Raw genomic sequence first — 22,998 nt, 5'->3', positions numbered from 1 at the left:
CGGGGCTTATGCCTGCACTTGAGTGCCAAGAAAAGAACCCGCGACGGCAACACAGCCATCGGCCGAGGGATGGTGAAAAACACGCGGATTGCCCCGCGAAATAAGTCCTGCCACTTCAAGCCACCTCACAACCCTCGATCAGAATGGCGCGAAAATCGTTCACATTGGTGAGGGTGGGACCCGTGAGGATTTGGTCCCCCAGCTGGGCAAAGAAGCTATGGCTGTCATGGGCCTTAAGCGCGTCTTCAGGATCAAGCGATGCAGCTTTGGCTCTGGCCAGTGTTGTGCCATCCACAAAAGCACCAGCCACTTCGGCAGCCCCGTCTACCCCATCGGTGTCCCCAGCCAGGATCGCAATCCCTGTGTGATCGCCAAGCGCAATGGCTGCCGACAGGGCAAATTCGGCATTGGGTCCCCCGACACCGGACCCGCGGCCTGAAACGGTACATTCACCGCCTGAAAGCAATAGCAAGGTTTCGTCTTTGCCTAGCGTTTTCTGCCGGGTTTTGGCCAAGGCAACCTGGGCACGGGCCAGCTCTGCGGCTTCCCCCTCCAGCGCATCGCCCAGAATCTCTACGCGCACCGAACGCCCCGCTGCGGAGGCCGCCGCTTCGAGCGCCTGCATGGGCGCCGCAATAATCCGGTTGGTTGTTGTGGACAAACGCGGGTCTTGGGTTGGCACAACCGTGCTGGCCCGCGCCCCGCCCAAACGTTCAATCAGCGCCCCCAAACCAATCTGTTGTGCGGCTGCGCAGGCCGTGCTTTCCGGGCGGTCCTCCCCAACGGTGGGGCCCGATCCAATCTCTCCCGGGTCATCTCCCGGAACATCGGAAATCAACAGACCAATCACCTCTGCTGGATAGGCTGCCGCTGCCAGTTGCCCGCCCTTAACCCCAGAGAAATGTTTGCGGATCAAGTTCATCGTCGAAATCGGCGCGCCAGAGGACAACAGCGCCTGATGTAGCTCTTGTTCATCTGCAAGCGTCATCCCTGCGGAGGGGCAGCTCAACAAAGCAGAAGCCCCGCCAGACATCAATGCCAGCACAGTATCGCCCTGTCCGCAACTGGACAGCAAATCAAACATTTGTTGGGTTGCCTCAAGACCAGCGCGGTCAGGCACCGGGTGTGCGGCCTCCACAATCCGTATCTTTTGCGTTGGGCGCGCATAGCCATATCGGGTGATGATCAGCCCTTCGACCGGCCCCCAAACCTGTTCCACAACCTCCGCCATCCGGGCCGAGGCTTTGCCGCTGCCGATCACCACCACACGCCCCTCCGGTCGAGGTGGCAGATGCTGCGGGATAGCGTTCACGGGGTCAGCAGATTTGATGGCGGCCCTGAACAGAGCCTCCAGATAGGATTTCCGATCTTGCATGTGTCTACCTTGTTTAGGCGGTGGCCCGGTGGATCAGGTCCACTTTCATTCGCGCGGGCACACCAGGGTGCACCCCGTTTTCCAACCAGTTCAGCAACATATTCGCCGTGCGGCCACCAAATTCATTTACGTCACACCGCACGGTGGTCAGGCGGGGGTAGCTCTGGCTGGCTTCTTCAATGTCGTCGAACCCGATCAGCTTAAAGTCTTGGCCTGGGGTCACGCCTTCAGCACTCAGCCCGCCGATCATGCCGATGGCCACCAGATCGTTGAAGGCAAGTGCCGCATCGATCTTGGGGTAAGAGGTGACGATTTCTCGGGCGGTGTCATAACCGAAGGTCCGGCTCGCCTGCCCCGGGAACAGATGCAGACGCAGATTGTGCTGCGCGGCGAGTTGTTCCAGACCGCTGCGCCGCTCAACGGCAATCGCCGTGATCTCGTCACCGCCAACAAAGGCGATTTCCTTGGCGCCACTGTCGATCAGGTGTTGGGCGGCCTGCAGGCTGCCATCACGGTAATCCATAGAGCAGAATGGCGCTTGCTCCCCCAACGTCTCGTGTTGGCGCAGCACCTGCATCACCGGAATCCCCGATTTCAAGGCAGCCTGAAACCCTGCGCCATCGCCTCCATAACAGGGGGCGATCATCAAAGCGTCAACCCCATGCTCCAGCATCGACTTGATCAGATCTGTCTCAATATCAGGGTCTTCATTGGAATTGCCAACAACCGCCGCAAAGCCTTTCTGCGACAGCGCCATCTGCGCGCTGACCCCCAGTTCGGTGTAGTAGGGATTGCGCAGATTGTTAATCACCAGACCGATCAGCCCTGCATTGGCGCCTCGCAGGTTGGCAGCGCCACGGTTGTAGACATAGCCGACCGCCTGCATCGCTTCGCGTACTTTGATGCGCGTGTCTTCCTTCACCGAGGGACTGTTTTGCAGCACAAGCGAGACGGTGGATTTGGAAACCCCTGCCTGTTTGGCGACATCAATGATCGTAGAGCGTTTGGCCATAGGCATCATTACCCAATCCCATAGAGAATTAGCAACTGTCGCATGCGGTTAGCTGCCAAATCCGGATCCCGCAACATGCCGGACTGGTCTGCCAGACGGAACACTTCGGCGTAATGGCTGATCTCTCGGGCGGACTGGAACCCGCCGGGCATGATGAAATGGCTCTGCCAGCCGTTCAGCCAGGCCAGGAAGGCAATACCAGCCTTGTAGAACTGCGTTGGTGCTTTGAAGATCTCGCGCGACAACGGCACTGTAGGGGTCAGCAAGGCATGATAGGTCTCGCGGTCGCCATCGGCCAAGGCTTCCAGACCTTGTGCAGCAGCCGGGGCGATGGCGGCAAAGATCCCAAGCAGGGCATGGGAATAATGGTCCCCGTCCCCTTCGATCAAAGCTGCATAGTTGAAGTCATCCCCGGTGTAGAGGCGGACACCGGCAGGCAGGCGGGCGCGGAACTGTTCTTCGCACGCTTGTTCCAGTAGCGAAATCTTGATCCCGTCGATCTTATTCACATGGGTTTCAATGATCGACAGAACGCTGTCCGCCGCCCGTTCCAGATCGGCTGCGCCCCAATATCCTTTGAGCGCGGGGTCAAACTTGTCGCCAAGCCAGTGCAACACAACGGGGTCTTTGGCCTGCGTGATTAGGTGACTGTAGACGCGCGCATAGACCTCAGGGTCCCCGCCTAGAGCCGCCATCGCACGGCTGGCCATCAGGATAACCTGTCCGCCTGCGGCCTCGATGGCCTCCATCTGATGGCTATAGGCCGCAATGATGGCGGCTTCGCTATTGAGTTCTTCTGCGGCGACATGATCTGTCCCTGCACCACAGGCAACGCGGGGCTTCAGGGGATGGGCCTTGGCTTCGACCATCGTCCGCTCGATCAGCTCCTTTGCCGTCAGCCAGTCCACCCCCATACCGCGCTGCGCGGTGTCCATCGCTTCGGCCAGGCCCAATCCCTGATCCCAAAGGCCATGCCGGAACCGCAATGTGTTTTCCCAATCCACCGCTGGCCGCCCCAACCACGGGTCGCGTTCGGCCAAAGGATCTGAAACCACATGTGCAGCTGCAAACGCCGTGCGGGTGAAAGCTCGTTTCGGCGCACGCGGCACAATCGGGGTGCCCGTTAAGGTGTAGCTCTGCAGCGCCCCACTGTAGGTCGGAAGTGTCAATGTCATTGTCGCTGCTCCTTATTCCGCAACGTCGAGGTCAAAAACCAAGATACCATCAAGACCACCTACCGCGTTGGCCACCAACCGGGCGCCCAGCGCCTTATGTGCAGGATGGTCCTGATAGGTCTGCAAGGCCTCCCAACTGTCGAAATCTGCAACGAAGCCATGCATATAGCCACGTTCAATCTTTTCAGGGCTTTCACTTCGCCCCGAGGTGATCTGACGCAGACCAGTCAGCTGATCCTCAATGGCATGAAGTTCGGCAAAGATGTCTGCGGTTTCGACGTCTGTGATGTCGCTGCGGAAGCGGATCAATACGATATGGCGGATCATGTGTTCATCCCGTGATCTTGCGCAATCATGTCTGAGGCTTTCTCGCCGATCATGATGGCGGCTGCGTTTGTGTTAGAAGAAATGACGGTGGGCATGATCGAATTGTCGACCACTCTAAGGCCCTCGATCCCGTTGAAGCGCAGGCGCGGGTCCACAACGGCGCCGCCGTCGACGCCCATGCGGCAAGTACCTGCACAATGGTGCGAGGTTTTGGAATGCTGACAGATCAGATCGAAATACGCGTCGTCGGTTTGGACCTTTGGGCCCGGAATATGTTCCCGCGCAACAAAAGATTTCAGCGCGTCCTGCGCCAAGATTTCCTGTGTCAGCTTTAGCCCACGGATCGACATCTCGCGGTCTTGCGGGTCTGCCAGATAATTCGGATCGATCAACGGCGCGGCACTTGGATCTGCCGAGGCCAGCTTCACCGAACCCCGCGACCGGGGCCGCAGATAACAAGAGTTAAGCGTAACGCCGCCGTTAGGCATCTCTTCGACGCCTTCTTCGATGCCGGTGCCAAGACCAAGGTGAAACTGCAAGTCCGGCGAACGCGCGTCAGGGTCTGCGTACCAGAAGCCCCCCGTTTCAAACAGTGATGAAGCGACCGGACCAGTGCGGTTCAGCAGGTATTGCATCCCCGCCAGTGCGCTCAGGTGGAGCTTGGCAAAGCGGTCGTAGGTATGGGGCCCTGTAACCTCGCAGATGGCATAGAGGTCCAGATGGTCCTGTAGATTTTCCCCAACATTGGGCTGATCACAGGCCACATCGATGTCCAGATCGCGCAGCGCGTCGGCCGCGCCAATTCCGGACAGCAGCAACAGGCGTGGTGTGCCAATCGCACCGCCAGATAGGATCACTTCGGTGCTAGCCCACAGCGTTGTACCATCCATCAGCACAACCCCCTTGGCACGTCCCTGTTCCACCAGAACCTTGGCCACCTGCGCATTGGTGCGCCGGATCAGGTTTTTGCGGGATCTGTTTGGCGCCAGATACGCCATTGCGGCCGAGGAGCGCCGCGCATTGCGCTGGGTCAGCTGATAAATGGCCGCACCGTCCTGCGTTTCGCCGTTCACATCCATGTTGCGCGGAATGCCAAGTGCCGCAGCAGCTTCAAAATAGGCCTCACAAATCGGCAAAGGCGCGATGGGCTGCGATACGCCAAGCGGCCCACCCTGCCCGTGGTAGCGATCTTCGAAGGTGTCGTTGTCCTCGGCTTTGCGGAAATAGGGCAGAACATCTTCGTAGCCCCAGCCGTCGCAGCCCATCTGGCGCCACTCGTCATAGTCCTGCGCATTGCCACGGGTATAGACTTGCGCGTTGATCGCAGAGCCTCCGCCGATCACCTTCGCCTGTGTGTAGTTGAAGACGCGATTTTTCATGTGGCGCTGTGGCACGGTCGTCCAGCCCCAGGCGCCAATGCCCTTGGTCATTTTGGCAAAGCCTGCGGGCAGGTGAAACAGCGGGTTCCAGTCCCGCCCCCCGGCCTCCAGCAGCAACACGCGGGCTGTGGGATCTTGGCTGAGCCGTGCCGCCAAAACACATCCGGCAGACCCACCGCCGACGATGATGAAATCAAACTCTTCCGCCATTTTCTCTTCCTTCACAGCCTTCAGAGCCGGTTGATCGACAGGCCGCCATCCACAGGCACCACCGCCCCGTTGGCAAAACGCATCTGGCCCGACACCATCGGCAACACCACATCGGCAATATCCGCAGGTTGCCCCCAACGCCGCGCGGGCACCAGCCCACCTTCGATCCGGGCTGTGTAAACCTCTTGCACCCCTGCCGTCATACCGGTTTCGATAATGCCCGGACGCAGTTCAAATACACCGATGCCTTCGCCTGCCAAACGTGCCGCAAAGAGTTGCGCCATCATGCCTGCCCCGGCTTTGGAGATGCAGTATTCGGCCCGTTCCACCGACGCCATGCTGGCACTGACTGAGGTGACAAAAACGATAGAGCGATAGCTCTCCGCACCGCCCATGCGCATTTGCCGCGCCACCGCCTGCGCCAGAAAGAAGGCACCGCGCAGGTTGATATCCAACGTGAAGTCGAAGTTGTCGGGCGTGATGTCCAGCATGTCACCGCGTTGGCGCGCGGGCACACCTGCGTTGCTGATCAGCGCATGGATCGGACCCTGTTGGTTCTGGATCTGCGCCAATAGTGGGTCAATTGCAGCGATATCGCGCAGGTCATGCTGGTAGTAGCGCGCCTTAGGGCCAAGCGCGGCCAGCGCCTCCTTGACGGCAGCCGTGTCGGCGCCGGAAGAGGACGCGATTGCAACCTCCCAACCCGCGGCGACCAACGCCTTGGAAATGCCGAGGCCGATACCCTTCTGCCCCCCGGTGATCAAAGCCAGATTGCTCATGCGGCTTTTGTCCTTTCATTGATGTAGCTCCCCACCCGCAGCGCTTGCGCCGCAATGGTCAGAGCTGGATTCACGGCTGCAGACGTCGGCAGGAAACTGGCGTCCACAACAAAGAGATTTGGGTGGTCATGTGACCGGCAATGCAGATCCAAGACGCTGTCTGCCGGATCCAAGCCAAACCGCGCGGTGCCGCATTGATGTGACGGGGTGCGCCGATCAAAAGCCCGGCTCAGCACCACCGGATAGCCCGCCTTGCGAAACACCTGTTTGGCCTTTTTCACCAAGGCCACATGGGTGGCCCAGTTTGAGCGTTTCCAATCCAGCCGGATGGTACCGTTTTCAACCGTTACCCGGCTTTCGGGATTGGGCAGATCTTCACTCATCACATACCAATCAACCGAGCGCCGGGCGATGGCATTGGCGGCCAGTCGCGGCAATTTGGTTTGCGCAGCCAGAATCCCACCCGAGATTTTGCCAAGCAGCTGTACATTGCCCAAAGGCATGCCCTCGGGCCCACCGGTCAAATAGTAATCGTTGAAACACAGCGTCTTTTGATAGACCGCATGGTTTTTGCGAAAAGGATGCAGGGCCATGACGGCTGAACAGTTGTGGTTCATGAAGTTGCGCCCCACCATGTCCGACCGGTTGGCAACACCGTTGGGGGCATTCTCGTTGGCCGACTGCAGCATCAACGCAGCCGAGTTCACCGCCCCCGCTGACAGGATAACCTGATGGGGTGTGATGCGATGCGCGACACCGTCCTGTTGGTAGTGAACTTCCGCCACTTTACCCTCCGGCCCAATCTCCAGACGGGTGACTCGACATCCGGTTTCTAGATGCACGTTGCGATGGGCCAATGCTGCCGCCAAGGGCGCGGTCTGCGCATCTCGTTTAGCGCCAGTGGTGTCCGGATAGGCATCCCATGGGGTTTGTGCCTTTCGGCACCACGCCTCTGCGTCGACCCCCAGCGGCAAAGCCGACGGGGTAACACCTGCCTGCACCAACGCACGGCGCAGCGCAGCAATCGACGGTTCATCGCGAACCGGCCCTTTGGGATACCCCCCTGAATGAGCTGGCTCTGTAGGGTCCTGCAAGGCATCCCCCGCAACATCAAACAGCATTTCCGCCTTCTGATACCACCGTTCCAGATCGCCGTAACTGATCGGCCAGGCGGGCGAGGTGCCGCCAAGATGCTGCATTTCGGCGAAATCTTCTGCCCGGTAGCGCAGCAGGACTGCACCATAGAACTTGGAGTTGCCGCCGACATAGTAATAGTTGCCCGGATTGAAGGTCCGGCCCTGGCCATCAAGCCAGCTCTCATCCGGACGGAACACCCCATCCCGAAAGATCGCCGCCTCATCGCGGGCCAAGGCGCTGTCTTGCAGCACCTCGCCACGTTCAAGGATCACAATCCGCCGCCCCGAGGGCGCCAGCGCCGACGCAATGGTCGCGCCGCCGATCCCCGTTCCGATGATCACTATGTCGGCTGCCATTTGCATCAGGGGATCCGCTGCGCGCTGACCGGATCGAAGACCACGGCCTTGTCCATATTGATGGCAAATCGGGTCACGTCACCGGGCCGAACTTTGACCCCCGACCGCATCCGCGCGTTGCACTCCTGACCGCTGAGCATGGTCATCACAAAGGTGTCGGACCCGGCGGGTTCGGTCACCAACACTTCACTGTCAAGTTCAACAATATTGGCAGCGTCCCGATCCGCACCACCTGGGTCGGTGAAAGCTTCGGGCCGCAGGCCAAGCGTCACCCGCTTGCCGGCTTGTGCCTTTAGCGCGTCCGAGGGATTGGCAAAGGGCAAGGCAATTGTTGCCCCCAGCCCATTGGTGATCTCGGCCTGAACACCATCCGCGGTGACCGTGATTTGCGCCGGGATCAGGTTCATCGAGGGAGACCCCATAAAGGTTGCCACAAACAGGTTGGCAGGGGTGTTGTAGATTTCTTCCGGTGTGCCCAGCTGCTGTACATAGCCCCCGTTCATCACCGCAATGCGGGTCGACAGGGTCATCGCTTCGATCTGGTCATGGGTCACGTAGACGATGGTGGTGCCCAGTTTCTGATGCAGCTTCTTGATCTCAGTCCGCATATCGACCCGCAGCTTGGCATCGAGGTTGGACAGAGGTTCATCGAACAGGAAAACATCCGGATCCCGCACCAGCGCGCGGCCCATCGCAACCCGCTGTCTCTGGCCCCCGGACAATTGACCGGGCTTGCGATCCAACAGCTGTTCGATCTGCAACAGCTTGGCGACATCAGCCATCGCCTTCTCCCGCTCGGGCTTGGGGGTGCCGTGCATTTCCAGACCGAAGGTGATGTTCTGCCCCACTGTCATGTTCGGGTAGAGCGCGTAGGACTGGAACACCATCGCAATATTGCGGCGCGAGGGGTGCACCCCGTTCATCGAGTTGCCTTTGATCGAAATGGTGCCCGAGGAGATATCCTCCAGCCCTGCGATCATATTGAGGAGGGTGGATTTCCCGCAGCCCGAAGGCCCGACCAGGACCAGAAACTCCCCTTCTTCAACGTCGATGTCGACTTTGTGCAGCACCTCAACGGCGCCATAGGATTTGGTTGCGTTGTCGATTGTCAGAAAGCTCATGGTCTTATCCTTTGACAGAGCCCGCCATCAGTCCGCGCACGAAGTAGCGGCCAGCGACGATGTAAACGAGAAGCGTGGGCAGAGCAGCGAGGATCGCTCCGGCGAAGTGAACATTGTATTCCTTCACACCGGTTGAACTTTGCACCAGATTGTTAAGGGCGACGGTCATTGGCTGGCTGTCCAGATCTGCAAAGGACGCCCCGAACAGGAAGTCGTTCCAGATGTTGGTGAACTGCCAGATCACAGAGACCACGATGATCGGTCCAGAAGACGGCAGCAGGATACGCCAGAAGATGCGGAAGAAACCGGCGCCGTCGATCTGCGCGGCGCGGATCAGCTCGGTCGGGAAGACCTGATAGTAGTTCTTGAAGTAGAGCGTGGTGAATCCCAGACCGTATACAACATGCACCAACACCAGCCCCGGGGTCGACCCCGCCAACCCGGCCAGGCCCAACATGCGCGCCATCGGGATCAGCACGATCTGGAACGGAATGAAGCAGGCAAACAGCATCAGGCCAAACAACAGCGTGTCACCCCGGAAGCGCCATTTGGTCAGCACATAGCCGTTGAGCGCCCCCAAGATGGTCGAGAGCGCCACCGCCGGCACCACCATCTTGATGGAGTTCCAGAAGTAGGGTTTCAACCCGGTTGGGTCGACACCGATCTGTGCCGTGGCCCAGGCCTTGGCCCAAGGGGCAAAGGTCCATTCCTGCGGCAGGGCCATCATGTTGCCGCCGGTGATTTCGGACAGAGGTTTCAGAGAGTTCAGAACCATGATTGCAAAGGGCAGCAGGTAGAACAGGGCGAAGAGCAGCAACACCAGATAGATCAGCGTACGTGTGACACGGCTGGTGCGGATCGCGGTATCAGAAGAGGCAATGGCCATCACTTTTTCTCCCGCAGTTCGGAGTAGAGGTAAGGCACCATGATGGCGACAATTGTCAGCAGCATGATCACGGCAGAGCTGGCCCCGATGCCCATTTGGTTTCGGGTAAAGGTGTAGGAATACATAAAGGTGGCAGGCACCTCAGTGGCACGGCCGGGACCGCCGCCGGTCAGGGCAATGATCAGATCGTAGGATTTGATCGCCAGATGGCTGAGGATCACAAAGGCCGACAGAAAGGCAGGACGCAGCTGCGGGATGATGATCCGCCGGTAAAGGTTCCAATTTGAGGCCCCGTCCATCTGCGCCGCTTTCAGGATTTCGTTGTCGATCCCGCGCAGCCCGGCAAGGAACATTGCCATAACAAATCCGCTGGATTGCCAGACGGCGGCCAAAACCACGGTGTAGATGGCAAAGTCCCGGTTCTTGATCCAATCAAAGCTGAAACTCTCCCAGCCCCACAGGTGCATGGTGTGTTCCAGACCAATGCCAGGGTCCAGAAACCACTTCCAGGCGGTGCCGGTCACGATAAAGCTCAGCGCCATCGGATAGAGGAAAATCGGGCGCAACAGGCCTTCGCCACGGATCTTCTGGTCCAGCAGGATCGCCAGCAACAGGCCAATCAGGGTACAGATCGCGATATAGAGCACGGCAAAGACGATCAGGTTGTTAACCGCAATGTCCCAATGCCGCAGCCGGAACAGTTTTTCGTAGTTTTCAAACCCAACCCAACCGAACGTGGGCAGGATCCGGCTGTCGGTGAAACTGAGGTAAACAGAGAACAGGATGAACCCGTAAACAAACACCAGGATCAGCGTCAGCGAAGGTGAAAGCACCAGCTTGGGGATCCAATGTTGTAGTCGGGTTTTGAAATCCGCATCCCGGGCATGTCCGGCCATGGCGGAACTCCTTTAATGTGAGGGATCTTTTAGGGGTTGGTCGGGCGCGGTGGAGCGCGCCCGACCACAGGGTCAAGCCGTCAGGCAAGCTGCCAGTTACTGCGCAATCGACACGGCGTCGGCCAGTTCCTGAGCAGCGGTCTCGGCGTCATATTCGCCATTGAAATGCGCCGTCACCACGTCATAGATCGCGTTCTTGACAGCTGCCGGAGCGGCGTGACCATGCGCCATTGAGCCATAGAGGTTGCCAGAAGCAGCCGCTGCAGCCAGGTCTTTCATGCCTTGTTTGCCACAGGCATCAAAGGCTTCGTCGCTGACATCGGTCCGTGCCGGAACCGAGCCTTTAACCACGTTGAAGGCCGATTGAAACGACGGCGACAGGATCGCTTTGGCCAGCGCAGACTGTTCACCGGATACGTCGCCCAGCGGGTCAAACATCGCAAACTGATCCGCGTTGAAGGTCACCTGATCGGCGGTGCCGGGGAAGCGGAAACACAGGAAGTCCTCGCCCGGCACTTTGCCCGCGTTCAGAAACTCGCCCTTGGCCCAGTCGCCCATCATCTGGAAACCGGCTTCGCCATTGATCACCATGGCCGTAGCAAGGTTCCAGTCCCGACCCGAGAAGTTATCGTCCACATGGCTGCGGATCACGTCCATGCGCCGGAACGCTTCGACCATTGTGTCCGAGGCCAGAGTGTCCTGGTCCAGATCGATGAAGGCGGCCTTGTAGAAGTCGGGCCCACCCGTAGACATGGAGACCGCATCAAACACGGTTGCGTCCTGCCAGGCCTGTCCACCATGGGCGATCGGAGTCACCCCCGCAGCGGCCAGTTTGGTCAGGGCGGCTTCGAACTCTTCCCAGTTGGTTGGGGCGGCAATGCCGTTGGCATCCAGAACCGATTTGTTGGCCCAAACCCAGTTTGTCGAATGCACATTCACCGGCGCGGACACCCATTTACCATCATATTTGGCAAACTGCTGCAGCGCTTCCGGCACCACGTCGTCCCAGCCTTCCTGAGCGGCCAGGTCATTCAGGTTGGCCAAAGCGTCCAACGCCGCCCAGTCCAGAATGTCAAAGCCCAGCATTTGTACGGCGGTTGGCGGGTTGCCAGCGGTGACACGGGCGCGCAGCACGGTCATGGCACTTTCACCGCCACCACCGGCAACCGGCATATCCTGCCAGCCGATACCCTGGCTTTCGAGATCCTGTTTCAGCACGTTCAGCGCCGAAGCTTCCCCGCCCGAGGTCCACCAATGCAGCACCTCCACTTCATTGGCCTGTGCCATGCTGGCCGCAGTGGACGCCACCACCAGCGCGGTGGTCAGTTTCATCATTGTTTTACGCATAGTATCCTCCCTAATTGCGCGAACATGTGATCCGCCGCAGCGGATCAAATCCAAGGTGTGCGCGTGCGGCCGATCCGCATTTGCACGGTCTTCACTTCCAGAAATTCTTCGAGGCCATAACGACCCAGCTCTCGTCCCTGACCGCTTTCCTTGACGCCGCCAAAGGGCAGCTCGGGGAACCCGTCCATCCAGGTGTTGGTCCATACGGTTCCGGCCTGCACTCGCCGCGCGAACTCAAGGCAGGTATGGACGTTTTCACTCCACACCCCGGCCGACAGCCCGTAGCTGGCGCCATTTGCCAGCGAGAGCGCTTCGTCCATTGTGCGGAAAGTCAACACGGCCAGAACCGGTCCAAAAACCTCTTCACGCGCGATGGGCATATCCGGCGTTAGGTTGCTGACAATGGTAGGCGCGTAAAAGTCGCCGTCCAGCCCTTCCACCGCCAGGGCAGCGCCGCCCAATTCAACTTGTGCGCCAGCAGCCGCAGCTGCTCGGACATAGCCATCAACCTTGTCGAAGTGTCCCTTGTGAATGATCGCGCCGACCTTTGTGTCCGGGTTCAGCGGATCCCCAAATGGCACTTTGCGGCTGAGGGCAACCACCCGTGCGGTCACCTCCTCGGCGATGTCTTCATGCACGATGATCCGAGATCCCGAGTTGCAGCATTCGCCAGCGTTGAAGAAGATGCCGAACACAATGGCGTCGATGGCGCTATCGATATCGGCGTCGGCAAACAGAACCTGCGGGTTTTTCCCGCCCAGTTCTGACGACACCTTTTTCAATGTGCCCGCCGCGGCGGCCTCAATCGCTTTGCCAACCGCAGTGGAGCCGGTGAAGCTGACCATGTCCACCGATGGTGTGTCGTCAGCACCGATCCCACAGGATCGCCAAACCCCTGCACGATGTTCACCACCCCTTCAGGCAGCCCGGCCTCCAGCAGCAATTCACCTAGAATCGCGGTGGTCGAGGGCGTCAGTTCAGAGGGTTTGACCACAGCCGTACAGCCTGCCGCCAGCGCAAAGGGCAGTTTCTGGCTGACGATCAGAAACGGGAAGTTCCAAGGTGTGATGATCGACACAACCCCAATGGGTTCTTTCAGAACCACACCCAGCATGTCTTTGCCCAGGCTGTTGTGGCTGTCGCCATGCAGGGTGCGGGCCAAAGCCGCCGCATAGCGCCAGATGTCCGCAGCACCTTCAATTTCCGCCTCGGCCTGCGAAATGGGCTTGCCGCTTTCCAGCACTTCCTGACGGGCAATTCGGGCGCGGTTGGCGTCAATCAGATCGGCCACGCGCAGCAAGAAGGTTGCACGGTCTTTCCCTGAAAGATCCGACCAAACCCCGCTGTCAAAAGCGTCCCGCGCGGCTGTCACAGCCACTTCGGCTTCGGCCGTGCCACCTTTGGCAATCCTGGAGACCAGCGTGCCATGGGCAGGAGAGTGGCGTTCGAACGTGGCGCCGTCGGCACTGTCGATCCAGAGGCCCCCAATCAGGTGTTTCACCTCCAACACTTCGGTTTTCGGAAGCGCGGCAGCCGCAATCAATGTGTAATCTTGAACAGTCATCTTTATTGTCCTGAGAAGTGCGGAGCACGTTTTTCACGGAAGGCGGAAACGCCCTCGACTTTGTCGTCAGAGCCAGCGATCAACCCGCCCCCGAGGGCTTCGATCAGGGCGGCAGCGTCTTCGCCCACCCCGGCATGGATCATGTTTTTGGTGATTTCGGTTGCCCGGGGCGACAGGTTGGCAGCATTGGCTGCAATCTCTTGTGCAGTGGCCATCGGATCTTCGGAAACCTCGGCAACAAAGCCAAGACTGGCAGCTCGTTCGGCACCGATGTGGCGGCCCAAAAGCGCCATTTCCTTCAGCACCGGTTCCGGCAGCAGACGCGCCAGCCGTTGCGTCCCCGACCAGCCGGGCACCACACCCACCGAGGCTTCGGGCAGCGCCAGCCGTGCGCCCTCTGCCATCATCCGAATGTCACAGGCCGCCGCCAGTTCCAGACCGCCGCCAAAGGCGTGGCCGTTCAGCACCGCAATTGTTGGTTTGGCCAGTCGGGCCAGACGGTCAAAGATCCGGTGCCCGTCCCGCACCCAAGAGCGGGCGAAACTGGCAGGGGAGAGCGCGGCCCAGGCATTGATATCGGCGCCAACGCAGAACGCCTTGGGGTGGTTTCCGGTCAACAATACAACACGCACGGCCGGATCCGACTCCACCTGGTTCAGATGCCCGTTCAGATCGTGCAACATCTCTGGGGTCAGCGCGTTAAGCTTGGCCGGATTGTCCAATGTCAGCGTCGCCACCGGGCCCGCAATATCCAGATGAACCGCGCTCATAGCTGCAACCCCATTGGGGCGTCACGCAGCAATTCTGCCGCCATGGGTCGGAGGTCTGCGGCCAGTTGCACGCGGCCCGCTGAGGCGGCGACAATATCGCGTTCCGGATCAATGCCCGGCATAACCTCAAAGGCTTCAAGTCCTCGTGCGGTCAGGCGCATCACGCAACGTTCGGTGATGTAGATAACGTCCTGACCCGTCTCCAAAGCGCGCTTGCCGGAAAAGGTAACATGTTCCACCGCCTGCACCATTTTGGTGAACTTGCCCGGCTCCACAATGGTCAGCCCTGCTTCCGAGATTTGCATCTTGGCGCCAGCCTCAAAGTAGCCCGAAAACACGATTTTCTTGGCGTGGGACACGATGTCGACAAAGCCGCCACAGCCAGCCGTCAGATAGGGTTTCTTCCCCAGTTTGGAGACATTGACGTTACCGTCGACATCAACCTCAAGGAACGAGAGGAAAGACACGTCAAACCCACCGCCCTGAAAATAGGTGAACTGCTGTGGCGACGGCATGTAGCCATCCGCATTAGAGGCACAGCCAAAGGCAAAACCGGTCAGCGGGACACCCCCAACAGCGCCTTGTTCAATCGCCCAAGTCACCGCGTTTGCATGGCCTTCTTCCAGCAAGATGCGCGGCACCTGCGCGGAGATCCCGAACCCCAGATTGGCCGTCTGCCCCGCCTTCAGCTCCATCGCGGCACGGCGTGCCAGTACCTTTTCCACCGACATTTCGGGGATCGAGAAACCAGAAAGGGGTCGCTGGATCTCGCCCGAGATGGCTGGATCATGCAGCGTTTCCGTGGTCTGTTTCTGATCCGGATCCACAACAACAAGATCCACCAGATGCCCTGGCACCCGCACATCATGTGGTCGCAAAGCACCGCGGGTCGTGACACGTTTCACCTGCGCAATGACAAGGCCTCCGTGATTGCGCACCGCAATGGCCTGTTCCAGCCCGCCAAGCGTGGCCCCCTCATGTTCGTAGGTCAGGTTGCCATGTTCATCGGCCGTGGTGGCCCGCAGGATCGCCACATCCGGCACGATATTTGGAAAGTGCAGCCAGGTCTCACCGCCCAGATCTTGCCGTTTTACAACAGGGGTCTGTTCGGCCAGCGCATTCATAGCACAGCCTTCGCGGTGGGGATCCACAAAGGTCTCAAGGCCGACTTTGGTCAGAACGCCGGGGCGGCGTGCGGCGACATCCCGGTGCATATCAAACAAGATGCCAGAGGGCACGTTGTAGGCAGCCACCCGATTTTCAACGACCATCTTCCAGATTTCTGGCATCTCCTTAGAGGACGGCCCCGAGGGGTAACTGCCGGCCAAAATACGGCTGAGAAGCCCGTCCTTGGCGATATGATCGATGCCCTTGATCCCATACATGTCCCCCGCTGCAATCGGATGCAGAGTGGTCAAGTTCTGTGGCTGGCCCGTTTTGTCAAACCGTTCGCCAAGTGCCTTCAGAACCAGATCAGGGCAGCCGAGACCGGAGGAGGAAGAAACGGTCACCACTTGACCATCTTTGATCCGCGCAACGGCCTCGGCTGGGGAGGTGACTTTGCTCATTTGCCCATCTCCGGGTAGGTGACCAAGGTGCGTTGGCCAGTTTGCGCCGCCGATTTCACCGCTTCCGCAACAGCCAGTGATTTAACCCCGTCCACGCCGGACGCCGCAGGTGTGCCCTGCCCCTCTATGGCGGCGACAAATTTCTGCACCGAGCGTTCGTAAAGGGAATGCGCGCTATAGCTGACAGGCTGTGCCCCGTCCTTGTTCACCAAGGTGATCTGGCCCACCGGCTGCTGCGTCATCACATTGCGCGCATGCAGCGAGCCCTCTGTGCCATGCACTTCAAAACCGGTGGTGGCGTAGGGGTGGGTGAAGCTTTCATGGGTCATCACCTGGACGCCCGAGGGCATCTGCCAAAGCGACATCGCACTGTCTTCTACACCGGCGCTCATTGCGCTGGTCCTTTCGATGGCGCTGACCGCCTCGGGGTCTTCTTCCAGATAGAAACGCACAGTGTCAGCGTCATGCACCACAATATCAGGGATCACACCGCCGCCTGCAGCGGCACTGTTCAACCGCCAGCCGCGCAGGTGATCCGGCAGAAGAACCGCATGGAAAATGCGGATGCTCAACACGTCGCCAATCGCGCCATCATCCATCAGTTGCTTCATCGCCAGATGTGACCCGGCATTGCGCAAATGGTGGTTGGTCGCCAGAACAACCCCCGCCGCCTTGGCCGCCTTGACCATCTCGGCTGCCTCACCAGCGCTCATCGCCAGGGGTTTTTCACACAGCACATGTTTGCCCGCGCGGATCGCGGCAAGGGCCTGCGGCAGATGTTTTTCATTAGTAGTGGAAATGTAGACCGCCCGAACGCTGTCATCTGCGAGGATCTCTTCCAAAGACGTGGTGGCGCGGGCCACATCATGGGCTTTGGCATAGGCTGCACCCCGTTCCGCATCACTGGAAAGCACGATGGCCGGCACATTCCCTGACTGCGCCCGTATGGCGCCGATCATGTGTTCAGCCGCAATTGTGCTTGCCCCGATCAGTCCCCAGTTCATTTCCATCCCTTTCAAACCATGTCTTGCCCCATCACCATGGAACGTTCCAATTAGATAAATTGGAACGTTCCAATATTCAACCGAATTTCCCCACAGATCTGCACCTCAGAAGATAAGGTGCTGAAGTTATGAGGTTAAAATTTTCACCCGTGTGTCACGAAAGCGTCGAAAGACGCTCCGCGTCCCGAATCGTGCGGCCGGAGAAACCCGGCAAGTCAGCAGCCTCGATCACCGCTCCAATAAGAAAAGGCGCCCGTTTCCGGACGCCCCTTTCTTTTGTCAGAGACCCGCCTCAGCTTGGCAGCGACGGTTTAAGAGAACAGCAAGCCACCGTTCACATCCACATTTGTCCCTGTCAGGAACGCCGCATCATCAGAGGCCAGATAAACCACCAGATTGGCGACATCTTCCGAACTGCCTTCCCGCTTCAGCGGTGTGATGCTGGCAACATGGCTGCGCACTTCGGACTTGGTGTGAATGTTGTGGAAGTCAGTGTCGATCATACCAGGGCATACAGCGTTCACCCGGATATCTGGCCCCAGCTCTTTGGCCAGGCCACGGGTAAAGGTCATCACTGCCCCTTCTGACGCTGCGTAGGCGCTGGCTCCCGCCCCCCCCCCACCGTCGCGACCGGCCTGCGACGCGAGCGCCACAATAGAGCCCCCTTCCGTCATATGTTTAGCGCACTCGCGGGCCACCAGCATGTAGGAGGTGAAATTCAACTCCATCACCCGGTTCCAAAACGCCAAGGTCATGTCCGCCAAGGTGACACGCGCCAGCAGGCCACCCGTCACATGCACAACGCTATCGACCTGCCCGAAGGTTTCAACAGTGGTGTCGACCAGTGCCTTTACATCCGCCTCTTTGGTCATATCGCCTTGCAAGGCAATGGCCTTGCCGCCAGCGGCTGTGATCTCTTCCACGGCGCTATCTGCGCCTAGGCTAGAATTCATGTAGTTGATAACAACATTTGCCCCTGCTGCCGCCAGACGCATGGCGCAGGCCCGCCCAATGTCGCGCCCTCCGCCTGTTACAATCGCGGTTTTTCCTTGCATGTTCATGCGAAACGCTCCCTTCACTCCGTTTCAATTCGCCAGGAAAAGACAAGCAAATACTCCACCCGCCCCGCCTGTAGCGGAGCCGGCCCTTTGCAGGTCCGTCACTGTGCTGAAGACCTGCATGCCTTCCATCCGAGGGTACAATGCAGATCCGATGAGTTTCTTCCCTGACCAATGGGTCGCGGGGACAGTTCTGTTCTACCGGCGGAGGGTGGCACCATCAATGCAAATTTTTACAAATTTTACCATTTGCATTACAAATACCTCAAACGGGGACTGGCGCTGCAAGAGGAACCAATGCGCCGCGCTGCGAAACAACCTGGGCTGAACACTCCTGCCCTGCCAAGACAGCTGCAACAAAATCTTTGTCTTTCAGATAGCTGCACAGAAAAGCCCCGTTAAAACTATCCCCGGCAGCGGTGGTGTCGATCAGGTTCAGAACCGGTGGAACGGAAATGGTTTCTGCGTGCTCAGGCGTCCACAGATGCGTGGGCTTTTCGCCGTCTTTAACAACGATGCAGCGGGTTGCTTCGCTGCGATAGCGGGCAATCGTTGCCGCCGGAGAGGCATCGCCAAAATAACGGCGCTCATCATCGAAACTGGGCAGCACAATTTCGGCCATACGCGCCGCCCGTTCTATCACCGGTCGCATCCGATCGGGATCCTCCCAAAGGCGCGGGCGGACATTTGGATCAAAGGCCAGCACAGCCTCCTCTGGCATGTGGGATCTAAGACCATCCAGCAAGAGCTCCACACGATCCGCAGGTAAAATTGCCAGGCTGATGCCCGAAAGGTAGACCAGATCCGCTTGTGCCACGGCCTCCCACAAACGGCTCATATCATTGAGCATTCCGCGTGCAGCCGACATTTCACGCCAGTAGCTGAAGCTGCGTTCTGCCCCATCCAAATGGATCATATAAAGTCCGGCGCTGCGTTTAGGGTCCTGCGCAACAAAACGGCACTCCACTTCCGCGTTCTGAATGAACGCCAGCATATCCAGCGAACAACGGTCCTGCCCGACTGCGCTGAAAAACTGTGGTTTCACGCGCCCGTCTGTCAGCTGAGCCGCATACCAGAGCGTATTCAGCACATCACCCGCGAAGCCACGTCGCAGGGTGCCATCCGGCAGTTGCGACAGCTCGACCATACATTCACCGATCCCCAAAAGTTTTGCCATCACACGTCCCTTCTTGCGCTGCATTACAACTTGACACAAATTAATTTACATATATTTACAAATTTAACAAATTTCAAACAGAAAGAGACCGAGATGTCAGACTCCACCCCATGGACCTACGCCAGCGAAGGCATTCGTCGACGTGTATTGGAACAGACCCCAGACATGATGCTGGTTGCCGTGCGTTTTGAACAAGGTGCCAGCGCGCCAGCGCATGAACACCCCCATGTGCAGGCCACCTACATTCTGTCCAGCAAGTTCGAGTTCACAATTGCGGGGGAAACCAAAACTGTCAGCGCAGGTGACACGCTGATGATCCCTGGCCATACGGTTCACTCAGGGGTCAGCCTAGAAGAAGGCGAGTTGATCGACTGTTTCACGCCGCGGCGTGATGACTTTCTGTGAATTAAGGGGGCGATATCAGCCGCCCTCAAATACCCGGCGCCGGGCGTTGTCGATATGCAGGCGCATCGCACGGCGTGCACCATCCGCATCCATCCGCTCAAGCGCCTCAAAGATCGCATAGTGTTCCGCCTGCACCAGCTGCATCCGTTCATGCGGTTTGGTCAGCGACAGGTTCCGCGTCAGGTTGAGGCCCGTAATGATGTTTGTTTTCATCGACATACGCGCGGCCGAAAAATACTGGTTGTCCGATGCCTCACAAATGGCGGCATGAAAGGCTTCATCGGTGTCCACCCCCAGATCACCCTTGGCCACGATTTCATCCAGTTCCAGCAGGATCTGCTTCATCTTCGCCAGCTGGGCATCACTGCGCCGGGTTGCCGCCAAAAACGCGGCTTCGCCTTCAATGGCAGAGCGGAATTCAAACGTACGTTGAATATCCGCAATCGAGCCGACGGGCGCAAAGTCCAGCACCGCAGTTTCGGGTCTGCGGCGCACAAAAGAGCCCGAGCCCTGACGTGACACGATCACATCATCTTCGCGAAGCTGCTTCAATGCCTGGCGCAGAACCGGACGCGACACGCCCAATTGTTCACACAACGCATGTTCCGTCGGAAGCTTGCTGCCAACGGGAAACTCCCCCTCCATGATCTTGGAAAGAACCGTTTCATAGACACGATCCGACAGGTTAGGTTCCTTGGAAGCGGCCCCTTGCCCGCCCGCTACCGGTTTTTGCGCTGTCGCCACGTTTCAAACCTCTTTCTCTCCGCCGCATCCGTTGGCGGATAAAGCCCAAAAATCGAGGCCCCATCCCGCACACACTCCATGACGAAATCTTCGAAAACCGTCATTTCATACGCGGCGCTGGCCACTTCCTCGGCCAGATGACGTGGGATGCACACCACCCCTTCGTCATCTCCTACTAGAATATCTGCCGGAAATACAGACACTTCACCACATGCGATTGGATCATTGATAGACACAGCATGGTGTCGGGTCAGATTTGTGGGCGCGCTCGGACGGCAGTGATAGCTTGGCATATCCAAGGCGGCGATTTCAGGCGTGTCGCGAAAGCCGCCATCGGTCACCAAACCCGCGCAGCCCCGTTGCTGCAGCCGTGTCGCAAGAATCGCACCAGCAGAGGCCGCCCGCGCGTCACCGCGCGCATCAATCACAAAAACCGCCCCTTCGGGACACTCCTCTACCCCTTTGCGCTGGGGGTTGCTCTGATCCTCGAAGGCTTCGATCCGATCCAGATCCTCGCGAGCCGGAATGTAGCGCAAAGTGTAGGCAAAGCCGACCATATTCGGCCCGGGCCGCAGCCGTTGTGGCCCCTGAAGGAAGACGTTTTTTAATCCCATCTTGAACAACACTGTGGTCAGCGTCGCGCAGCTCACCTGCATCAGCAGCGCTCTCAAGGCAGGTGGCAAAGCCATCAATGAGGTTGTTTCGTCTTTCATTTCGACCACACAATCTGGCCCGAAGGCCGGTTAGAATATTCACGCTAGGGCAGTGTTCCTAAGCTGTCAAAGATTTGTAAATATTTGCAACCTCCAAACAGAACACTGCCCCGCAGATCTCATCTCAGCATCGAGGGAAGCCAGAGCGAGATGGCAGGCACATAGGTCACAAGGATCAGTGCCAGCAGAAGGGCCAGATAGAACGGCCAGATCGATTTCAGTGCTTCCTCGATTTTGATTTTGCCCACCGCACAGCCCACAAACAGGCAGGTTCCAACAGGGGGCGTACACAGTCCGAGGCCAAGGTTCACCAGAAGCATGATACCAAACTGGTTGGGGTCCATACCGATCGATTTGGCAATGGGCAGGAAAATCGGCGTACAGATCAAGATCAGCGCCGCCATGTCCATGATCATACCCAGCATCAGCAGGATCACGTTGATCATCAGCAGGATGACAATCTTGTTTTCCGACACGCCAATCAACAGGCTGCTGAGTTTGTCCGGCACCTGATAGAGCGCCAGAAGATAGGCAAAGCTGCTGGCGAAACTGATCAGGATCATCACCATCGCGGTGGTTCTGACAGCCGAGGTGACAGAAATGACGAATTTTTCCCAGCTCAACGTGCGATAAGCAAAGGCCGTCAACAACAACGCATAGATCGCCCCAAACGCGCCGGACTCGGTCACTGTAAACACGCCCGACAGGACGCCGCCCACGATGATGATGGCTGTAACAAGCCCCGGCACCGCCGCCACTGCAGACTGCAACACCATGCCCCAACCGGGGAAGGGCTCGGCCGGGTATTTGTGTTTTCGTGCAATTACATAGGCTGCAAGGGCCAAGGTGGAGCACATCAAAATCCCGGGCAGCACTCCGGCCAAAAACAGTTTGGAGATCGAGATGCCGCCGCCTGCCGCAACCGCAAAGATGATCATGTTGTGGCTGGGGGGGATCACAATCCCGGCGATCGAGGAGGTGACGGTCACATTCACCGCGTAGTCTGCGCGGTAGCCACGCTCTTTCATCACCGGCACCAACAGCGACCCAAGGGCCGAGATGTCTGCAATCGCAGACCCCGAAATACCGCCAAACAGCATGGAGGAGAAGATATTGACTGAGGCCAGGCCGCCGCGAATGTGGCCAACAAGTGCTGAGGCAAACCGCACCAGCCGCGCCGCGATCCCGCCGTGCAGCATCAACTCACCAGCAAAGATGAAAAACGGTATGGCCAGCAGCGAAAAGACCGAGATCCCCGAAATCGTCCGCTGAAAGGTGATCAGGATCGGAAAGCCTTCGTACCAGAAGGCGCTCAACGTCGAGAGCCCCATTGCAAAGGCGACTGGGATCCCCGCCACCACGCTTACGGCGAATACACCAAGCAGAATTGCCAAACCCATGTCAGGCCCTCTTCATTTCATTTTGGTCTTGGGAATTCGGGCTGAGTGCGTTCAGCAGGCCGAGGAGAATACGGGTGGCGGAAAACAGGCAGATCAACCCGCCACACAGCACCGCTGACAGGGTGCGGAAACTTTCGGGAATGTTGAGCATTGGCAAAAGCGTGGACCAGCCGAACTGAAACAGCTCCAGGCTGCTCAGGCACATCACCGCGCCGAAGAGCATCAACACAACATCGCCGATGAGCACAACAAAGCCTTTCAGCGCCGGCGGCAGTGCATCCCGAAACAGCGTGACCCCCAGATGCGTTTGCTCACGCACGCCAACAGCGGCGCCAAGGAAGACAATATAGCAGACCAGCAGCAGCGCCAGCTGTTCAACCCAGGTCGGGGTGGCGTTGAGCACATACCGGCCAAAGACCAGCCAGCCGAAGGTGGCAACCAGCGTGATCAGGGCCAAAGAACACAAGAAGATACAGGCCCGCGCCAGTCCATCTTGTAAATAGGTTAAGCCGCGGTGCAGCGCGGCAAGGTTAGTCGCAGTCATCATGACAATTCTCCGGGGTGCGCCCCACCTAATGAAAGCCGGGGCGCGGTC

Annotated in this window: 21 protein-coding genes and 1 pseudogene; 1 reads left to right on the top strand and 21 read right to left on the bottom strand. The window is 58.6% G+C overall.

Going from position 1 to position 22,998, the window contains the following annotated elements:
* Positions 1-115: 115 nt before the first annotated feature.
* From SIC14_RS10485 to SIC14_RS10405, 17 genes and pseudogenes are all read right to left on the bottom strand, one after another.
* Positions 116-1,375, bottom strand: coding sequence for a glycerate kinase (locus SIC14_RS10485; protein ID WP_412565757.1), 1,260 nt, complete (start codon positions 1,373-1,375; stop codon positions 116-118).
* A gap of 13 nt (positions 1,376-1,388) precedes the next feature.
* Positions 1,389-2,396, bottom strand: a complete 1,008-nt coding sequence (locus tag SIC14_RS10480; protein ID WP_412565756.1) for a LacI family DNA-binding transcriptional regulator — start codon at positions 2,394-2,396, stop codon at positions 1,389-1,391.
* Entirely contained in the window at positions 2,396-3,562 is a 1,167-nt protein-coding gene (locus SIC14_RS10475; RefSeq protein ID WP_412565755.1) for a dihydrodipicolinate synthase family protein, read from the bottom strand. The genes SIC14_RS10480 and SIC14_RS10475 overlap by 1 nt, the downstream gene beginning before the upstream one ends.
* A gap of 12 nt (positions 3,563-3,574) precedes the next feature.
* Entirely contained in the window at positions 3,575-3,889 is a 315-nt protein-coding gene (locus SIC14_RS10470) for a Dabb family protein (protein ID WP_412565754.1), read from the bottom strand.
* Positions 3,886-5,478 (bottom strand): GMC family oxidoreductase, encoded by a 1,593-nt coding sequence (locus SIC14_RS10465; protein ID WP_412565753.1) that lies wholly within the window; start codon positions 5,476-5,478, stop codon positions 3,886-3,888. The genes SIC14_RS10470 and SIC14_RS10465 overlap by 4 nt, the downstream gene beginning before the upstream one ends.
* A 20-nt stretch (positions 5,479-5,498) precedes the next feature.
* Positions 5,499-6,257, bottom strand: a complete 759-nt coding sequence (locus tag SIC14_RS10460) for a 3-ketoacyl-ACP reductase (RefSeq protein WP_412565752.1) — start codon at positions 6,255-6,257, stop codon at positions 5,499-5,501.
* Entirely contained in the window at positions 6,254-7,756 is a 1,503-nt protein-coding gene (locus SIC14_RS10455; protein ID WP_412565751.1) for an FAD-dependent oxidoreductase, read from the bottom strand. Before SIC14_RS10455 ends, SIC14_RS10460 begins: the two co-directional genes overlap by 4 nt.
* Complete coding sequence (locus SIC14_RS10450; protein WP_412565750.1) at positions 7,756-8,871, bottom strand: ABC transporter ATP-binding protein; 1,116 nt, start codon at positions 8,869-8,871, stop codon at positions 7,756-7,758. Before SIC14_RS10450 ends, SIC14_RS10455 begins: the two co-directional genes overlap by 1 nt.
* 4 nt (positions 8,872-8,875) lie before the next feature.
* The gene (locus SIC14_RS10445) at positions 8,876-9,757 is read right to left on the bottom strand and encodes a carbohydrate ABC transporter permease (RefSeq protein WP_412565749.1); all 882 of its coding nucleotides are present in this window, start codon (positions 9,755-9,757) and stop codon (positions 8,876-8,878) included.
* Complete coding sequence (locus SIC14_RS10440; RefSeq protein ID WP_412565748.1) at positions 9,757-10,653, bottom strand: carbohydrate ABC transporter permease; 897 nt, start codon at positions 10,651-10,653, stop codon at positions 9,757-9,759. The genes SIC14_RS10445 and SIC14_RS10440 overlap by 1 nt, the downstream gene beginning before the upstream one ends.
* 96 nt (positions 10,654-10,749) lie before the next feature.
* Complete coding sequence (locus SIC14_RS10435) at positions 10,750-12,000, bottom strand: ABC transporter substrate-binding protein (protein WP_412565747.1); 1,251 nt, start codon at positions 11,998-12,000, stop codon at positions 10,750-10,752.
* Positions 12,001-12,044: 44 nt separating this feature from the next.
* Positions 12,045-13,564 (bottom strand): annotated as a pseudogene (locus SIC14_RS10430) (aldehyde dehydrogenase family protein).
* A 2-nt stretch (positions 13,565-13,566) separates the two neighbouring features.
* Positions 13,567-14,334 carry an enoyl-CoA hydratase/isomerase family protein gene (locus SIC14_RS10425; protein ID WP_412565746.1) on the bottom strand — a complete coding sequence of 256 codons (768 nt, stop codon included), beginning with the start codon at positions 14,332-14,334 and terminating at the stop codon, positions 13,567-13,569.
* Complete coding sequence (locus SIC14_RS10420) at positions 14,331-15,902, bottom strand: acyl CoA:acetate/3-ketoacid CoA transferase (RefSeq protein WP_412565745.1); 1,572 nt, start codon at positions 15,900-15,902, stop codon at positions 14,331-14,333. The genes SIC14_RS10425 and SIC14_RS10420 overlap by 4 nt, the downstream gene beginning before the upstream one ends.
* Positions 15,899-16,906 (bottom strand): Gfo/Idh/MocA family protein, encoded by a 1,008-nt coding sequence (locus SIC14_RS10415; RefSeq protein WP_412565744.1) that lies wholly within the window; start codon positions 16,904-16,906, stop codon positions 15,899-15,901. The genes SIC14_RS10420 and SIC14_RS10415 overlap by 4 nt, the downstream gene beginning before the upstream one ends.
* Before the next feature lie 311 nt (positions 16,907-17,217).
* Positions 17,218-17,967, bottom strand: coding sequence for an SDR family NAD(P)-dependent oxidoreductase (locus tag SIC14_RS10410; RefSeq protein WP_412565743.1), 750 nt, complete (start codon positions 17,965-17,967; stop codon positions 17,218-17,220).
* Positions 17,968-18,229: 262 nt separating this feature from the next.
* Complete coding sequence (locus SIC14_RS10405; protein WP_412565742.1) at positions 18,230-19,141, bottom strand: sugar kinase; 912 nt, start codon at positions 19,139-19,141, stop codon at positions 18,230-18,232.
* Positions 19,142-19,234: 93 nt separating this feature from the next.
* On the opposite strand from SIC14_RS10405, the gene SIC14_RS10400 reads away from it, so the two are divergent.
* Complete coding sequence (locus SIC14_RS10400) at positions 19,235-19,546, top strand: cupin domain-containing protein (protein ID WP_412565741.1); 312 nt, start codon at positions 19,235-19,237, stop codon at positions 19,544-19,546.
* A gap of 15 nt (positions 19,547-19,561) precedes the next feature.
* Here SIC14_RS10400 and SIC14_RS10395 read toward each other — a convergent pair whose 3' ends face one another.
* The 4 genes from SIC14_RS10395 to SIC14_RS10380 all read right to left on the bottom strand — a co-directional run bounded on the left by SIC14_RS10395 (position 19,562) and on the right by SIC14_RS10380 (position 22,950).
* The gene (locus SIC14_RS10395) at positions 19,562-20,290 is read right to left on the bottom strand and encodes a FadR/GntR family transcriptional regulator (RefSeq protein ID WP_412565740.1); all 729 of its coding nucleotides are present in this window, start codon (positions 20,288-20,290) and stop codon (positions 19,562-19,564) included.
* Positions 20,266-21,003 carry a ribonuclease activity regulator RraA gene (locus tag SIC14_RS10390; RefSeq protein WP_412565739.1) on the bottom strand — a complete coding sequence of 246 codons (738 nt, stop codon included), beginning with the start codon at positions 21,001-21,003 and terminating at the stop codon, positions 20,266-20,268. The genes SIC14_RS10395 and SIC14_RS10390 overlap by 25 nt, the downstream gene beginning before the upstream one ends.
* A 119-nt stretch (positions 21,004-21,122) precedes the next feature.
* Positions 21,123-22,403, bottom strand: a complete 1,281-nt coding sequence (locus tag SIC14_RS10385) for a TRAP transporter large permease (protein WP_412565738.1) — start codon at positions 22,401-22,403, stop codon at positions 21,123-21,125.
* Position 22,404: 1 nt separating this feature from the next.
* Positions 22,405-22,950, bottom strand: coding sequence for a TRAP transporter small permease (locus tag SIC14_RS10380; protein ID WP_412565737.1), 546 nt, complete (start codon positions 22,948-22,950; stop codon positions 22,405-22,407).
* Positions 22,951-22,998 lie beyond the last annotated feature (48 nt).

The sequence above is a fragment of the Thalassobius sp. MITS945101 genome (assembly GCF_047123305.1).
Lineage (GTDB): Bacteria > Pseudomonadota > Alphaproteobacteria > Rhodobacterales > Rhodobacteraceae > Thalassobius.
The sequence above is the reverse complement of the archived record's forward strand: the minus strand, read 5'-3'. Positions and strand labels throughout refer to the sequence as shown.

Excerpts from the sequence above, each read along its gene's own strand:
- SIC14_RS10405 (WP_412565742.1), bottom strand. The coding sequence starts at position 19,141 with ATGGCAAAACTTTTGGGGATCGGTGAATGTATGGTCGAGCTGTCGCAA.
- SIC14_RS10420 (WP_412565745.1), bottom strand. The coding sequence starts at position 15,902 with ATGAGCAAAGTCACCTCCCCAGCCGAGGCCGTTGCGCGGATCAAAGAT.
- SIC14_RS10415 (WP_412565744.1), bottom strand. The coding sequence starts at position 16,906 with ATGAACTGGGGACTGATCGGGGCAAGCACAATTGCGGCTGAACACATG.
- SIC14_RS10445 (WP_412565749.1), bottom strand. The coding sequence starts at position 9,757 with ATGGCCATTGCCTCTTCTGATACCGCGATCCGCACCAGCCGTGTCACA.
- SIC14_RS10455 (WP_412565751.1), bottom strand. The coding sequence starts at position 7,756 with ATGCAAATGGCAGCCGACATAGTGATCATCGGAACGGGGATCGGCGGC.
- SIC14_RS10465 (WP_412565753.1), bottom strand. The coding sequence starts at position 5,478 with ATGGCGGAAGAGTTTGATTTCATCATCGTCGGCGGTGGGTCTGCCGGA.
- SIC14_RS10390 (WP_412565739.1), bottom strand. The coding sequence starts at position 21,003 with ATGAAAGACGAAACAACCTCATTGATGGCTTTGCCACCTGCCTTGAGA.
- SIC14_RS10460 (WP_412565752.1), bottom strand. The coding sequence starts at position 6,257 with ATGAGCAATCTGGCTTTGATCACCGGGGGGCAGAAGGGTATCGGCCTC.
- SIC14_RS10485 (WP_412565757.1), bottom strand. The coding sequence starts at position 1,375 with ATGCAAGATCGGAAATCCTATCTGGAGGCTCTGTTCAGGGCCGCCATC.
- SIC14_RS10425 (WP_412565746.1), bottom strand. The coding sequence starts at position 14,334 with ATGAGCGCGGTTCATCTGGATATTGCGGGCCCGGTGGCGACGCTGACA.
- SIC14_RS10475 (WP_412565755.1), bottom strand. The coding sequence starts at position 3,562 with ATGACATTGACACTTCCGACCTACAGTGGGGCGCTGCAGAGCTACACC.
- SIC14_RS10435 (WP_412565747.1), bottom strand. The coding sequence starts at position 12,000 with ATGCGTAAAACAATGATGAAACTGACCACCGCGCTGGTGGTGGCGTCC.
- SIC14_RS10450 (WP_412565750.1), bottom strand. The coding sequence starts at position 8,871 with ATGAGCTTTCTGACAATCGACAACGCAACCAAATCCTATGGCGCCGTT.
- SIC14_RS10480 (WP_412565756.1), bottom strand. The coding sequence starts at position 2,396 with ATGATGCCTATGGCCAAACGCTCTACGATCATTGATGTCGCCAAACAG.
- SIC14_RS10385 (WP_412565738.1), bottom strand. The coding sequence starts at position 22,403 with ATGGGTTTGGCAATTCTGCTTGGTGTATTCGCCGTAAGCGTGGTGGCG.
- SIC14_RS10470 (WP_412565754.1), bottom strand. The coding sequence starts at position 3,889 with ATGATCCGCCATATCGTATTGATCCGCTTCCGCAGCGACATCACAGAC.
- SIC14_RS10410 (WP_412565743.1), bottom strand. The coding sequence starts at position 17,967 with ATGAACATGCAAGGAAAAACCGCGATTGTAACAGGCGGAGGGCGCGAC.
- SIC14_RS10440 (WP_412565748.1), bottom strand. The coding sequence starts at position 10,653 with ATGGCCGGACATGCCCGGGATGCGGATTTCAAAACCCGACTACAACAT.
- SIC14_RS10380 (WP_412565737.1), bottom strand. The coding sequence starts at position 22,950 with ATGATGACTGCGACTAACCTTGCCGCGCTGCACCGCGGCTTAACCTAT.
- SIC14_RS10400 (WP_412565741.1), top strand. The coding sequence starts at position 19,235 with ATGTCAGACTCCACCCCATGGACCTACGCCAGCGAAGGCATTCGTCGA.